Consider the following 13,603-nt stretch of genomic DNA (forward strand, 5'->3'; position numbering starts at 1 on the left):
TGACGCCCCGCCCTGCCTGGCCCATAGGTTTGGTGCAACTGTTTGCAGTCCTGAAGGAGTCCCCCACGGTGAGCAGAGTGCTCGTCACCGGCAGCGCCGGACGCCTCGGCCGCAGCGTCGTCACCACGCTCGCCGCCGCCGGGCACGAGGTGATCGGCGTGGACCAGGCCCCCGGCACGCCGGTCGAGGCCGCCGCGACCTCACCGGCCGACCTCACCGACACCGGCCAGGCGTACGAGGTCGTCGCCCGGTTCCGGCCGGAGTCGGTGATCCATCTGGCGGCCATCGCGACGCCGTTCAGCCGGCCGGAGTCAGTGATCTTCCAGGTGAACACCCGGCTCGCGTTCAACGTCTGCGCGGCCTCGGTGGAGCTCGGCGTGTCCGGCGTGGTGGTGGCCAGCAGCCCCACGGTGATCGGGTACGGCGCGCCGGGCGGCTGGCGGCCGTCGTACCTGCCGATCGACGAGGAGCACCCGGCGCTGCCCTGGAACGCCTACAACCTGTCCAAACTGGTGGCCGAGCAGACCATGCGCACGTTCGCGCGGGCGGGCCGGACGAGGATGGCGGCCGTCCGGCCGTGCTTCGTCATCCCGCCCGAGGAGTGGGCGGGCGCGCCCACGCAGTCGGGGCACACCGTCAGGGAGCGGCTCGACCAGCCGGAGATCGGCGGCGTCTCGCTGTTCAACTACATCGACGCGCGCGACGCCGGCGAGCTGTTCGCCGTGCTGGTCGCGGCGTTGCCCGAGCTGCCGGCCGGCGAGGTCTTCTTCGCCGGCGCGGCCGACGCCCTGGCCAGGAAGCCGCTGGCCGACCTGCTCCCGCAGGCCGTGCCGGGCACCGAGGAGCTGGCGGCGGCCCTCACCGGCACCGCTCCCGCCTTCTCCACGGACAAGGCCCGCCGCCTGCTCGGCTGGGAGCCCAAGCGAAGCTGGCGAACCGAACTCAAGGAATCCGAATGAATCTCAGCGGTGTGCTGTTCTTCCCCGTCACCCCCTTCGACGCCGGCGGCGCGCTCGCCGAGCAGGTGCTGGCCGAGCACATCCGGCGCGGCATGGCGCACGGCCCCGGCGGCGTGTTCGTGGCCTGCGGCACCGGCGAGTTCTCCGCGCTGTCGGAGGCGGAGCACGCGCGGGCCGTCCGGGTGGCGGCCGAGGTGGTGGACGGGCGGGTGCCGGTGTTCGCCGGGGCGGGCGGCCCGATCGGCGCGGCGCTGAACCAGGCGCGGGCGGCCCGCGCGGCCGGCGCCGACGGCCTGCTGCTCATGCCTCCCTACCTGACGCAGGGCCCGGCGCGCGGCTTCGCCGCGTACGTGGCCGCCGTCGCCGCCGAGCTGCCGGTGATCGTCTACCAGCGCGGCCCGGTCGTGCTCGCCCCGGACGCCGCGGTGGAGCTGGCCGGCGTCCCCGGCGTGATCGGGCTCAAGGACGGGCTCGGCGACATCGACCGCATGCAGCGGACCGTCCTCGCGGTCCGCGAGCAGCACCCGGACTTCCTGTTCTTCAACGGCCTGCCGACCGCCGAGCTGACCATGCCCGCCTACCGCGGCATCGGCGTCGACCTGTACTCCAGCGCGGTCTTCGCCTTCGCCCCCGAGATCGCCGTGGCGTACCTGAACGGCGACGAGCGGCTGCTGACCGAGTTCTACGCGCCGCTGGTCCGGCTGCGCGACCAGGTGCCCGGCTACCCGGTGGCCCTGGTCAAGGCCGGCGTACGGCTGCGCGGCCTCGACGTCGGCCCGGTGCGCCCGCCGCTGGTCGACGTGGCCGAGGACCACCTGGCCGAGCTCGACGCGCTGATCAGGTCCGGGCTCGCCCTGGCGGCCTCGTGATCACCGGCCTGCGGACCGAGCTGCGCACGGTCCCCCTGCCCCGCCCGTGGGGCCCGGACGTGCCCGCCAACCACGTGATCGTCTGCCACGTGACGCTGGCGGACGGCCGCACCGGCACCGGGTTCTCCTGGACGCCGCAGATCGGCGCGCACGCCGTCCATGCCCTGCTGGAGCACGACCTGCGCGCGGCGCTGATCGGCCTGCCCGCCCGTCCCGAGCTGGTGTGGGACCGGTTGTGGCGGCACCTGCGCGAGGCCGGCCCCGGCGGGATCACCACGGTCGCGCTGGCCGGCATCGACCTGGCGCTGTGGGACCTGCGCTGCGGCACGGCCGGGCTGGCCGACGTGCTGGGCCGGCGCCGGGACCGGGTCCCGGCCTACGGCAGCGGCGTCAACCTGCACTACTCCCTGGAGGAGCTGACCGAACAGGCGCGGCGCTGGGTGGCCGCCGGGTACCGCGGCGTCAAGATCAAGGTCGGCCGTCCCGACCTGGCCGAGGACGTGGCCCGGGTGGCCGCCGTCCGGGAGGTGATCGGGCCCGACCGGCTGCTGATGATCGACGCTAACCAGCGGTGGGACCTCCACCGGGCCCGGCGCGCCCTGTCCGCGCTGCGCGAGTTCGACCTCCACTGGATCGAGGAGCCGCTGCCCGCCGACGACGTGGCCGCGCACGTCGAGCTGCGCCGCTCGACCGACGTGCCGGTCGCGGTGGGCGAGAACGTCTACACCGTCTACGGCTTCCGCGACCTGCTCACCGCGGGGGCCTGCGACGTCGTCCAGCCGAACGTGGTGCGCGTCGGCGGCGTCACGCCGTTCCTGCGGATCGCCGAGCTGGCCAGGGCGTTCGACGTGCCGGTCCATCCGCACCTGCTGGGCGAGGTGTCCGGGCAGCTCGCCCTGGCGCTGCCGCTGCCGCCGCTGGCCGAGGACGTCGAGGACGCCTCGTTCGCCCGGCTGGGGCTGCTGGCCGAGCCGTACCCGGTGCGGGTCGAGGACGGCGTGCTGCGCGTGGGCGGCCACGCGGGACTGGGGTTGCGATGGGCGTGAGGACGGACCCGGTGAAGGTCGTCCTGGCCGGGGCGACCGGGCACGGGCGGCACCACCTGGACAACCTGCGCAGGCTCGCGGCCACCGGGCTGGTCGAGCCCGCCGGGATCTGCGACGTGCGGCCGGTGGAGCTCGACATGGAGCTGGGCGTGGAGCTCGGCGGCCCCCTGCCGCAGTCGGCGGACCTGGGCGAGCTCGTCGCCGCCACCGGCGCGGAGATCACGATCGTCTGCACGCCGATCCACACGCACGCCGACCTCGCGGTCACGGCGTTGCGCGCCGGGTCGCACGTGCTGCTGGAGAAGCCGCCCGCGGCGAGCCCCGAGGCGCACGCGCGGATCGCCGCAGCGGTGGCCGAGACCGGGCTGGCCTGCCAGGTCGGCTTCCAGAGCCTCGGCTCGCGGGCGGTGCCCGCGCTGCGGGAGCTGATGGCGAGCGGCGCGCTCGGCCGTATCCGCGGCATCGGCGGCGCGGGCGCGTGGGAGCGGCCCTCGTCGTACTTCACCCGCTCGGCCTGGGCCGGACGGCGCAGGCTGAACGGCGCGGACGTGGTGGACGGCGCGCTCACCAACCCCTTCGCGCACGCCGTCGCGACCGCCCTCGCCCTGGTGGACGGCCCGGTCGAGGCGGTCGAGACCGAGCTGTACCACGCCCATCCGATCGAGGCCGACGACACCTCCTGCCTGCGGGTCCGGATCGCAGGCGGGCCGGTCATCACGATCGCGGTGTCGTTGTGCGCGACCGGCCGCAGCGAGCCGTACCTGGTGGTGCACGGGGAGGCGGGGCGGGCGACGCTCACGTACACGCTGGACGAGCTGCGGGTCGAACGGGCCGACGGCTCGGTGGAGACCACCGTGCACGAGCGCGACGGGCTGCTGGAGAACCTGGTCGCGCACATCCGCACGGGGGCCGAGCTGCTCGTCCCGCTCTCCCGCACCGAGACGTTCACCCAGGTCCTGGACGCGGTGCGGCTGGCCCCCGAGCCGCTGCCCATCGCCGAACGGCACCAGGTCGTGGAGCGCGACGGCGACGGCGAGGTCACTCACCGGTTCCTGCCCGGCATCGCCGAGCTGACCGCGCGCAGCGCCGCGGAGCTGGCGCTCTACTCCGAACTCGGCGCGCCCTGGACGGAGGTCGAGCTGCGGGTGGCGGGCACGCCGGTCGCGGCCTACGAGTGGCGGCCCGACCTGCCCGCCGCCGACTCTCCGCGGCCGTACCTGCATCCGGTGCGCACGCTGGGCGGCGTCACCGTCACCGAGGTGCGTCCCGACGACCACGTGCACCACCTCGGCGCCGGCGTGGCGATCGCCGATTTGGGCGGCGCGAACTTCTGGGGCGGCCGCACCTACGTCAGAGGCCGGGGACCGGCCTGGCTGGACGACCACGGCAGGCAACGGCACGTCGCGTTCACCCGGCTGGCCGACGACGGCTTCACCGAGGAGCTGGAGTGGATCGGCCCCGGCGACCGGCTGATCGCCCGCGAGCGGCGCACGGTCACCGCCCGGCCGGTCGGCGGCGCGTGGGCCCTCGACCTCGCGTTCACGCTGACCAACCTCACCGGCTCGCCGCTGGAGGTCAACAGCTCGGCCACCAAGGGCCGGGCCGGAGCGGGCTACGGCGGGTTCTTCTGGCGCGCGCCCGGCGCCTCGACCGGCCGGACGACCTTCCCCGGGGACGAGGAGGCCGTGCACGGCAGCCGGGGCCGCTGGGTGGCCATGGCCGGGACCGGCCCGGACGGGCGGGACTGGACTCTGGTGTTCGTGCAGGCCGGCGACGACCCCTGGTTCGTGCGGGTGGCGGAGTATCCCGGGGTCGGTCAGGCGCTCGCGTGGGACCGTCCGCTCATCGTGGCGGACACGCTGACCAGGCGGGTCGTCACGGTCGTGGCCGACGGGCGGCTCGACGGGCCGTCGGTCTCGGCGCTGGCCGTCGCCGCGGAGACGACGATCGCGGAGGCGACGATCGGAGAGGCGACGATCGGGGAGGCGACGATCGGAGAGGCGACGATCGGGGAGGCGACGATCGGGGAGCGCGCGTGACACCCGCTCTTCGGTGAGCCCTCATCCCCGGTTTCCCGGCGGTTCGGCGGGCCGCGGCTAGGGTGCGGAGTCTGTGAACGCACCCGTCATCGCCCGGCCCGCCACCGCCAGGGACCCGTTCTTCGACAACGCGAAGTACCTGGCCATCGTGCTGGTCGTGTGCGGTCACCTGATCGAGGACCAGCGCGACGCGCCGCTCGCCCACGCCCTGTACTTCTACGTGTACGTCTTCCACATGCCGCTGTTCATCGTGCTAAGTGGCTATTTGTCCCGAAATTTCACGTTTTCGGGGGGCAAGGCGCGCAAACTCCTTTCCACCCTCGCCGTCCCCTACCTGATCTTCGAGCTGGCCTACTCGCTCCCCCGCCCGATCCTGTACGGCACGTTCGAGCTGAGCCTGCTCGACCCGTACTACCTCACCTGGTTCCTGCTCTCGCTGTTCCTGTGGCGGCTGTCCACGCCGGTGTGGCAGCAGCTCAAGTGGCCGCTCGCGGTCGCGGTCGCGCTGTCGCTGCTGACCGGGCTCGACCGGTTGCCCGGCGAGCTGGCCATGAACCGCACGTTCGCGCTGCTGCCGTTCTACGTGCTCGGCCTGATGGTGCGGCCCGAGCACTTCGCCCTGCTGCGGCGGCCCTCCGTGCGGCTGGCCGGGTTCTGCGTGCTGGGGCTGGGGCTCGCGGTCGCGCTGCTGGTGCACGACCGGGTGCCGACCGAGTGGATCAGGTGGCGGCACTCCAACGCGGCCATCGGCGTGGACGACCTCACCGGCACCGCGATCAGGCTGGCACTGCTGGCGGCGGGGGCGGTGCTGGTGGCGGCGTTCCTGGCGGTCACCCCGGCCCGGCGCACCTGGTTCAGCGGGCTGGGCTCGGCCACCATGTACGCGTACCTGCTGCACGGGTTCGTGGTGAAGGGCGCCGAGCGGCTCGGCCTCGGGCTGCCGCTGTCACTCCTGCTGGGCGTCCTGACCGCCACCCTGCTGTGCACGCCCTGGGTGCGCCGGCTCTTCCGCTGGGCCGTCGAGCCCCGCATGACCTGGGCCTTCACCCCGCTCCGCCGCCCCGCCTGAGTCGTGCCTGAGCAGCCGCAGCGCGCCCCTGGACAGCGCGACCAGGATGTCGGCGCACTCGTCCAGGTCGGGGTAGCGGCCTTCGAGGTGGCCCATGGCCAGGGCGTTCGTGGCCGCGTTGACGCCCTCGGCGATCATCTCCAGGCGGCGCCGGTCCCGTTCGTCCCCGGCCGTGTAGCCGAGCGCGGCCAGGTCGGCCGCGTGGTGCTCGCGGTAGGCCGCGGCCGTACGGGCGGCGAAGTCGCGCAGCGAGGAGGACGGGTCGTGCCGCGCGCGCAGCTGGATGCGCAGCAGCTCGGGGTGGCGGCAGATCGCCTCCAGCGGGATGCGGAAGGTGTCGCGGTGGCGTTCGAGGTCGCCGGGCGCCTCGCGGGCCCTGCGCCGGGCCTCCCGCATCTCCCCGCGCAGCCGGTCGCCGCTCTCCTCGGCGAGCACCCGCAGCAGCTCCTGCATGTCCTTGAAGTGCACGTAGAAGCTCGACTGGGCGATGCCGGCGGCCTTGGCGACCTTGCCCGTGGTCAGGCCGGTCTCGCCCTCCTCGTCGAGGATGGTCAGGGCCGCCCCGAGCAGCCTGCGCCGGGTCAGGTCCTTCGCCTCGCTCCTGCTGAGCGGTGTGCTGGTCACGATCGCCTCACGGGACTTGTGCCTGATTTCACCGATAGTACTATCGGTGAAATCGCCGAAGGAGAGTCATGGCCATCGATTTCACTCTCGCCCCCGAGCACGAGGAGATCCGCAAGCGGGTCAGGTCCTTCGTCCAGGAGACCGTGATCCCCGCGATGTCCGGCGTGGAGGAGGGCGACCGGGACGCCTACCTCCGCACGATCTTCGAGCTGCGCCGCCGGGCCAGGGCCGAGGGCCTGTGGCTGCCGCACATGCCGAAGGAGTGGGGCGGCATGGGCCTCGGCCACGTCGAGCTGGCCATGGTGCAGTCGGAGGCGGCCAAGACCCGCATCGGCCCGTGGGTGCTCAACTGCCAGGCCCCCGACGAGGGCAACATGCACACACTCCTCCACTGGGCCGACGACGAGCAGAAGGAGAAGTACCTGCGGCCGCTGCTGGACGGCGTCCAGATGTCGTGCTTCGCGATGACCGAGCCCGAGGTCGCCGGGTCCGACCCGACCCTGATCCGCACCGAGGCGGTCAAGGACGGCGACGAGTGGGTGATCAACGGCCACAAGTGGTTCATCTCCAACGCCCGCCGGGCGAGCTTCGCCATCCTCATCGCGCGCACCGAGCAGGACGTGCCCGAGGGCTCGCGCGGCGCGAACACCGCCTTCCTGGTGGACCTGCCCAACCCGGGCTGGAAGGACGTGCGCGAGGTCGAGACGATGCACGGCTCGACCGGCCACAGCGAGATCGTGATCGAGGACCTGCGGGTGCCCGACAGCGCGATCCTCGGCGGCCGGGGCAACGGCCACCGGCTGGGCCAGTACCGGCTGGGCCCGGCGCGGCTCGCCCACTGCATGCGGTGGATCTCGCAGGCCGAGACGGCGCTGGACATGATGGTGGACCGGGCGCTCAACCGCTACAGCCACGGCTCGCTGCTGGCCGAGAAGCAGGGCGTGCAGTGGCTGATCGCCGACTCGGCCATGGAGCTCTACCAGTGCAAGCTCATGGTCCTGCACGCCGCCTCCAAGATCGACCGGGGTGAGGACTTCCGTACGGAGGTGTCGATGGCCAAGCATTTCGTGGCCAACAGCCTCAACCGCATCGTCGACCGGGCGATCCAGGTGCACGGCGCGCTCGGCTACTCCACCGACACACCGCTGGCGAGCATGTTCCAGCACGCCCGCTGGGCCCGCTTCGCCGACGGCGCCGACGAGATCCACCAGATGCGCATCGCCGAGCGCACGATCGCGGCCTACCAGGCGACCGGTTCGACGAGCGCGGCGACCGGCGGCCTGCCGCTATAGCGCAAGATATCCCCGCATGACGGGCTGCCAGCGGTTGGCCGGGACGCCCCGGAGCGCGGCCACCGCCAGGCAGTACTTGCTCACGCTGACCGGCCGCACCCCCAGCCCGCGCAGCACCCGGTCCACCAGCGCCCGCCCGTCGGCCGACTTCGACTCCAGCAGCACCCGGTCGCGGCGGGCGGGCACCCGGCGGCCGCCGTCGTGGCAGAGCAGGCCGGTGTCGCAGGTCAGCCGGGCCTGCCCGGTCCGGTCGACGAGTGTGACCCGCCGGTAGTCGGTGGACAGCACGGGCCCGAGCGCGTCGGGCACGACGACGCTCAGCTCGCTGCTCAGCGTGTCGCCGACGAACTGCATGGCCTCGCGGGTCAGCTCGCCGGCCGGTGCGGCGTCGTACGGGATGCGGTGTTTGTCGGTGTTGCCGCGGGTGCCGTTCAGTTTCAGCTCCAGCCACCGCCCGCCCCCGTCCAGGTACGTACGGGTGCGCAGCTTGAAGCGGCGCCGCCGGTCCTGCCGGTGCTGGCGGAAGGTCAGCAGGTCGGGCGTGTCGAAGTAGGTCGAGGTGTAGCGGAACTGGCGCAACGCCCCGATCCGCAGCACTGACAACCGGTCGCCCAGCACGGCCACCAGCTCGGCCATGGCCGGGACGCTGACCACGTACTTGCGGTCCACCCGGCTCATCAGCTCCGGCACGTCGTCCAGCCCGACCGGCGGCAGCCCGGCCGCGACGCCCGCCATCAGCGCGCCCGCGTCCCTCATCGGGCCACCTCGGCGATCTGGAAGCGCACGTCCACCACGGTCACGTCGCGCACGTAGTCCACCTGGGTGACGACGCAGTGCAGGACGCGGCCCCGCAACCGGCTCTCCAGGTCGGCCCTGAGCAGCTCGGGGTCGGCGTGCACGACGTCCAGCGTCACCACCTGCTGCCTGGTGCGGCCCAGCAGGCGGGGATGGTCGGCGACGTGCACGACGGCCAGCAGCACGCCGTCCAGGAGCAGCGCGGTCAGCGGAAGCTGGGAGGCGATGCCGTTCACCAGCCCGAGGACGATGGCCACGAAGTAGTAGGCGATCTCCTGCTGGGTGATCTCGCTGGACCGCAGCCGGATGATCGACAACACCCCGAACAGCCCGAACCCGACCGCCAGGTCCACCCGCTGGACCAGCAGCAGGGAGACCACCGCGAAGATGCCCACGTTCAGCGCCACGTAGGCGAACAGCAGGTCGCGCCGGTGGTGCCGCCGGTAGTACAGGCCGTAGGCGAGGACGGTGATCGCCGCCAGGTCCATCGCCAGTCCGGCCGTCACGGTGTCTTGCCCCTCGTTCTCATGTCCACCAGCCTGCGGCTCGCCGGTGAGGGAGCCGTGAGGCGCCCATTAGGCGGCTCTCATCCGGTAGCCGGTGCCGCGCACGGTCTCGATCCGGTCGGGGCCGATCTTCCTGCGCAGGTAGCGGACGTAGACGTCCACGACGTTCGAGCCGGGGTCGAAGTCGAAGCCCCAGACGTGGCTGAGCAGCTGCTCGCGGGTCAGCACCTGGTCGGGATGCCGGCAGAAGATCTCCGCCAGCGCGAACTCCCTGGTGGACAGGTCCACCACGCGGTCGCCGACGTGCGCCCGCCGGGTCCGCAGGTCGAGCGCCAGGTCCCCGACCCGCAACACGGTCGGCTCGGGCGTGCGGTCGGCCCGCAGCCGCAGTCTGACCCGGGCCAGCAGTTCCTCGAAGGCGAAGGGCTTGGCGATGTAGTCATCGGCGCCCCCTTCGAGCCCGGCGACCGTGTCGGTCACGCCGCCCCGGGCGGTCAGGATGATCACCGGGATGGCCACCTTCGCCTCCCGTAGCCGCCGCAGCACGGTGAACCCGTCGCTGAGCGGCAGCCCGATGTCCAGCAGTAACAGGTCGAACCCGCCCGAACCGGCCAGGTCGTAGGCCGCGACGCCGTCCGTGACCACGGCCGTGACGAAGCCGTTCCCGCGCAGGCCCTTCTCCAGGAAGGCCGCGATCCTGCTCTCGTCCTCGGCGATCAGGATCCGGTTCATGTCCTGGCCAGCGGCAACGTCATCACGAAACAAGCGCCCCCCGCCGGGACGTCCGCCACTCTCACTCCGCCTCCGTGCGCCTCGGCGATCGACCTGACGATCGCCAGCCCCAGTCCTGCCCCGTCGTGCCCGCCCGTACGTCCCGCGCCCCTGACGAACCGGCGGAAGATGCGCTCCCGGTCGGCGGGCGCGACGCCCGGCCCGCTGTCGCGCACCCACAACTCGGCCCGCCCGTCCCGCACGGCCGACCCGACCGCGATGAGATCGTCGTCCATGGTGTGCCGGACGGCGTTCACCACCAGCTGCATGAGCGCCTGCGTGAGCCGTTGCCGGTCGGCCGGGATCCGCGCCTCGGCCACCTGGTCGACCCGCCACCGCCGGTCGCCCAGCGGCCGGGCCTTGGCCACCACGCTCACCGTCAGGTCGGCCAGCTCGACCTCCTCGACCGCGAGGAAGCCGGGCTGCTCGGCCTTGGCCAGGGTGAGCAGGTCGTCCACGATCCGGTTCATCCGGTCCAGCTCGTCGGTGACCAGGGCGAGGGTCTCCGCCCGTTCGGCCGGGTCGTCCCCCATCAGCTCCAGATGCCCGCGGATGACCGTGATGGGGGTGCGCAGCTCGTGGCCCGCGTCGTCCACGAACGTGCGCTGGACGGCGAAGGAACGTTCCAAACGGTCGAGCATGTGGTTGAACGTGGCGGCCAGCGCGGCCACGTCGTCGTCGCCGGTCACCTTGAGCCTGCGGGTGAGGTCGGCCGAGTCGCTGATCTGCTCGGCCGTCTGGCTCACCAGCCGCACCGGGGCCAGCACCCGCCCCGCCACGAACCATCCCGCCGCCCCCGCCAGGGCCAGCGCGGCCAGCGCCGACAGCCCGAGCACGCCGACCGCGTCCACGATCTCGCCCCGGTGGCGGTCGTAGAAGACGGCGGCGACGAAATGGCCGGGACGGGGGTCGGCCGCCACCCTGACCGGGATGACGGCGTACCTGACCGTGCCCTCGACGCTCTCGGTGTCGCCGTAGGCGGGCCTGGTGGCCGCGGCCAGCGCCTTGACCAGCTTCTCATCGGTGTCGAGCCGGGCCGGGGGCGTGACGGCGGTGATGCGGTCGGCCCGGCCGCCCACCATGGTGAAGAACGTCTCCCAGCGGTCGGGCGCGTTGATCGCCAGGTAGCCGGTGAGCAGTTCCCGCACGTCGGAGACCGGCCGGCCGGTACGGGGATCGTGGGCGGTGGCGGCGTACCTGCGCAGTTTCTCGGCCTCGTTGGTGAACTCCAGGTTCATCCGGTCGTCGAGGCGGGCGAGCAGGACGGTCCAGGTCGCGAAGATCGAGACCGCGAGGGCCAGGCCGACGACGGCGAGCATCCAGCCCACGATCCGGGCACGGGCACTCACCCGCATCCGGCTCCCCGCTCAGTCGTCGTCATCGTCGTCATCGTCGTCGCGGTCGTCATCGTCATCGTCATCGTCGCGATCGTCATCGTCGTCTTCGCGATCGTCATCGTCGGCGTCTCCGCCCGCCCAGGCGCGATGGTGGTCGTCATCGCCATCATCATCGCCGCCTCCGGGCTTCGGCGCGGGCGGCTTGACGGGTTCCGCCTCGGTTCCCGGCGACGTGAACGGCCGTGCGTCGCCGGCCGACGTCCCCGGCGAGGTCGAGACCGTGACGGACTCCCCCAGATCGGGCCCGTCGCCGGCCGCCCGTACCCAGCCGGCCGAGAGGAACCCCGCCGCCGTCAGCGCTACGAGAATGAGCATCACGCGTTTCATGAGGTAGAGCGTCTGCCGCGCCGAGGAGACCATCCTGAGGCCAGGATGAGGAACTTCTCATCCCTTCCCATCCGGCCTGTCGTCATTAGAATCATGTTCTGATACCGGCTGGTCGGTCAGGAGGTTGTCATGAGGGTGCGGGACAAGGTGATCGTCGTGACGGGCGCCGCCGGCGGCATCGGACGGGCGATGGCCCTGCGCTTCGCCGCCGAGGGAGCCGCCGGGATCGTCCTGGCCGACCTGGACGAAGCCGGCGCGAGGGCCGTGGCCGACGAGATCGGCGAGCGGGCGGTGGCCGTCCGCGCGGACGTCTCCGTCGAGTCCGACGTGGCCGCGCTGGCCGAGCCCACGCCGTTCGGCCCGGTGGACGTCTTCTGCTCCAACGCCGGCATCATCGGCGGCTCCGGCCTCGACGCCCCCCTCCGGGAATGGACCTCCCTGTACGCGGTCAACGTCCTGGCCCACGTGCACGCCGCCCGCGCCGTCATCCCCGGCATGATCGCCCGCGGCGGCGGCTACCTGCTGAACACCTGCTCGGCGGCCGGCCTGGTGAGCTGCCCCGGCGACGCGCCGTACGCCGTCACCAAGGCCGCGGCCATCGCCTTCGCCGAGTGGGTGGCCATCCACTACGCCGCGCAGGGCATCAAGGTCAGCGTGCTGTGCCCGCAGGGCGTGCGCACCGGGATGCTGGAACGCGGCGTCGAGGAGGACCATCTGACCGCGCGCGCCGTGGGGGCGTCGGGCGCGATCCTCGACCCCGCCGACGTGGCGACCGCCGTGATCGACGGCCTGGCCGCCGAACGTTTCCACATCCTGCCCCACCCCGAGGTGGCCGACTTCTACCGCCGCAAGGCCGAAGCCCCGGACAGATGGCTAGCCGGAATGTCCGCCTTCATCACCACCCTCCAATCCCCCCCGACCACCTGACCACGGCCGAACTCCGCCGCCTCCCGCACCCCGCACCCCGCACCCGGCAAGCGCTCCCACCAGGGGCTCCCTCTCGCCGTCGCCCTTCGCGAAAGGCCCGACCGACCATGGACCAGCACCTCGCCCGGACCGCCCGCCAAGCCTGGCGCCGCCTGGAACCCGTCCACGGGATGATCTACTTCGTCCCCGAGGCCACCACCCGGTACGCCGCCCTCGGCCTCACCGGCATGTCCGGATATTTCACCTCACGCTCCGCCCCCTTGGGCCCCGCCCCCGCCGACCTCGTCATCGCCACGTTCTACAACTTCAACCCCGACCTCGTACGCCGCTCCCTCCCCTGGGACCAGGTCGCTCCCGCCCAGGTCCTGCAGGCCCGCCTCGAAGCCGCCGCCGAAGCCCTCCGCCGGGCCGCCGTGCACGAACTGCCCGACCTCGTCCCCGTACTGACCCTGGCCAGGCGCGCCGCCGAGGCCGCCTGCGACCACCCCCAGGGCCGCCCCCTGTTCGCCGCCCACGCCGCCCTCCCCTGGCCCGACGACCCCGTCCTCCAGCTCTGGCACGCCCAGACCCTCCTGCGCGAGTTCCGGGGCGACGGCCACGTGGCGACGCTGCTGGCCGAGGGCATCACCGGCCTCGAAGCCCTCGTCCTGCACGCGGCCAGCGGCGAGGTCGCCAAGCCGTTCCTCACCATGAGCCGCGCCTGGCCCCCGGACCAGTGGGCCCACGCCGAGACCGCCCTCCGCACCCGCGGCCTCCTGACCCCCGACAACGACCTGACCCCCGAAGGCAAGTCCCTGCGCCACCACCTCGAAACCCGCACCGACACCCTGGCCATGCCCGCGTACGGCGCCCTCGGCGAGCCCGGCTGCGAACGCCTCGCCGAACTCGCCCGCCCCTTCGGCCGCCGAGTGGTGGACGCCGGCCTCCTCAAGCTCACCTGATCACCTGCGCCCCCGCCGGCGCCCGATCTACGCTGATCCTC

Annotated in this window: 13 protein-coding genes and 1 pseudogene; 8 read left to right on the forward strand and 6 right to left on the reverse strand. The window is 72.9% G+C overall.

Annotated elements, in window-relative coordinates:
- The first annotated feature begins 68 nt into the window (after positions 1-68).
- The 5 genes from ACFYYW_RS07660 to ACFYYW_RS07680 all read left to right on the forward strand — a co-directional run bounded on the left by ACFYYW_RS07660 (position 69) and on the right by ACFYYW_RS07680 (position 5,982).
- Positions 69-959: an NAD(P)-dependent oxidoreductase gene (locus tag ACFYYW_RS07660; RefSeq protein WP_352319673.1), complete on the forward strand. Its 891-nt coding sequence runs from the start codon at positions 69-71 to the stop codon at positions 957-959.
- On the forward strand, positions 956-1,828 hold the full coding sequence (locus ACFYYW_RS07665; protein ID WP_387646222.1) for a 5-dehydro-4-deoxyglucarate dehydratase: 873 nt from the start codon (positions 956-958) through the stop codon (positions 1,826-1,828). The genes ACFYYW_RS07660 and ACFYYW_RS07665 overlap by 4 nt, the downstream gene beginning before the upstream one ends.
- Positions 1,825-2,874, forward strand: coding sequence for a mandelate racemase/muconate lactonizing enzyme family protein (locus ACFYYW_RS07670; protein WP_352319670.1), 1,050 nt, complete (start codon positions 1,825-1,827; stop codon positions 2,872-2,874). The genes ACFYYW_RS07665 and ACFYYW_RS07670 overlap by 4 nt, the downstream gene beginning before the upstream one ends.
- On the forward strand, positions 2,865-4,913 hold the full coding sequence (locus ACFYYW_RS07675; protein WP_387646226.1) for a DUF6807 family protein: 2,049 nt from the start codon (positions 2,865-2,867) through the stop codon (positions 4,911-4,913). Before ACFYYW_RS07670 ends, ACFYYW_RS07675 begins: the two co-directional genes overlap by 10 nt.
- A gap of 73 nt (positions 4,914-4,986) precedes the next feature.
- The gene (locus ACFYYW_RS07680) at positions 4,987-5,982 is read left to right on the forward strand and encodes an acyltransferase family protein (RefSeq protein WP_387646228.1); all 996 of its coding nucleotides are present in this window, start codon (positions 4,987-4,989) and stop codon (positions 5,980-5,982) included.
- Between the two features lie 447 nt (positions 5,983-6,429).
- Here the strand turns inward: ACFYYW_RS07680 and ACFYYW_RS07685 are convergent.
- Positions 6,430-6,606 (reverse strand): annotated as a pseudogene (locus ACFYYW_RS07685) (TetR family transcriptional regulator); the annotation flags it as partial.
- Between the two features lie 68 nt (positions 6,607-6,674).
- Here ACFYYW_RS07685 and ACFYYW_RS07690 point away from each other — a divergent pair.
- Positions 6,675-7,898, forward strand: coding sequence for an acyl-CoA dehydrogenase family protein (locus tag ACFYYW_RS07690; RefSeq protein ID WP_352319665.1), 1,224 nt, complete (start codon positions 6,675-6,677; stop codon positions 7,896-7,898).
- Here ACFYYW_RS07690 and ACFYYW_RS07695 read toward each other — a convergent pair.
- The 5 genes from ACFYYW_RS07695 to ACFYYW_RS07715 all read right to left on the reverse strand — a co-directional run bounded on the left by ACFYYW_RS07695 (position 7,893) and on the right by ACFYYW_RS07715 (position 11,694).
- Positions 7,893-8,654, reverse strand: a complete 762-nt coding sequence (locus ACFYYW_RS07695; protein ID WP_387646231.1) for a polyphosphate polymerase domain-containing protein — start codon at positions 8,652-8,654, stop codon at positions 7,893-7,895. The genes ACFYYW_RS07690 and ACFYYW_RS07695 overlap by 6 nt on opposite strands.
- Complete coding sequence (locus ACFYYW_RS07700) at positions 8,651-9,181, reverse strand: DUF4956 domain-containing protein (protein ID WP_357991601.1); 531 nt, start codon at positions 9,179-9,181, stop codon at positions 8,651-8,653. Before ACFYYW_RS07700 ends, ACFYYW_RS07695 begins: the two co-directional genes overlap by 4 nt.
- Positions 9,182-9,268: 87 nt before the next feature.
- Complete coding sequence (locus ACFYYW_RS07705; RefSeq protein WP_352319662.1) at positions 9,269-9,931, reverse strand: response regulator transcription factor; 663 nt, start codon at positions 9,929-9,931, stop codon at positions 9,269-9,271.
- Positions 9,928-11,319 (reverse strand): ATP-binding protein, encoded by a 1,392-nt coding sequence (locus ACFYYW_RS07710; RefSeq protein ID WP_387646234.1) that lies wholly within the window; start codon positions 11,317-11,319, stop codon positions 9,928-9,930. The genes ACFYYW_RS07705 and ACFYYW_RS07710 overlap by 4 nt, the downstream gene beginning before the upstream one ends.
- Before the next feature lie 18 nt (positions 11,320-11,337).
- Entirely contained in the window at positions 11,338-11,694 is a 357-nt protein-coding gene (locus ACFYYW_RS07715) for a hypothetical protein (RefSeq protein ID WP_387646236.1), read from the reverse strand.
- A gap of 129 nt (positions 11,695-11,823) precedes the next feature.
- Here ACFYYW_RS07715 and ACFYYW_RS07720 point away from each other — a divergent pair, with 129 nt between their 5' ends.
- Both ACFYYW_RS07720 and ACFYYW_RS07725 read left to right on the forward strand, forming a co-directional pair.
- Entirely contained in the window at positions 11,824-12,621 is a 798-nt protein-coding gene (locus tag ACFYYW_RS07720; protein ID WP_352319656.1) for an SDR family oxidoreductase, read from the forward strand.
- Between the two features lie 107 nt (positions 12,622-12,728).
- Positions 12,729-13,562, forward strand: a complete 834-nt coding sequence (locus tag ACFYYW_RS07725) for a hypothetical protein (protein ID WP_387646239.1) — start codon at positions 12,729-12,731, stop codon at positions 13,560-13,562.
- Positions 13,563-13,603 lie beyond the last annotated feature (41 nt).

The sequence above is a fragment of the Nonomuraea sp. NPDC001831 genome (genome assembly GCF_042892035.1).
Taxonomy (GTDB): domain Bacteria; phylum Actinomycetota; class Actinomycetes; order Streptosporangiales; family Streptosporangiaceae; genus Nonomuraea.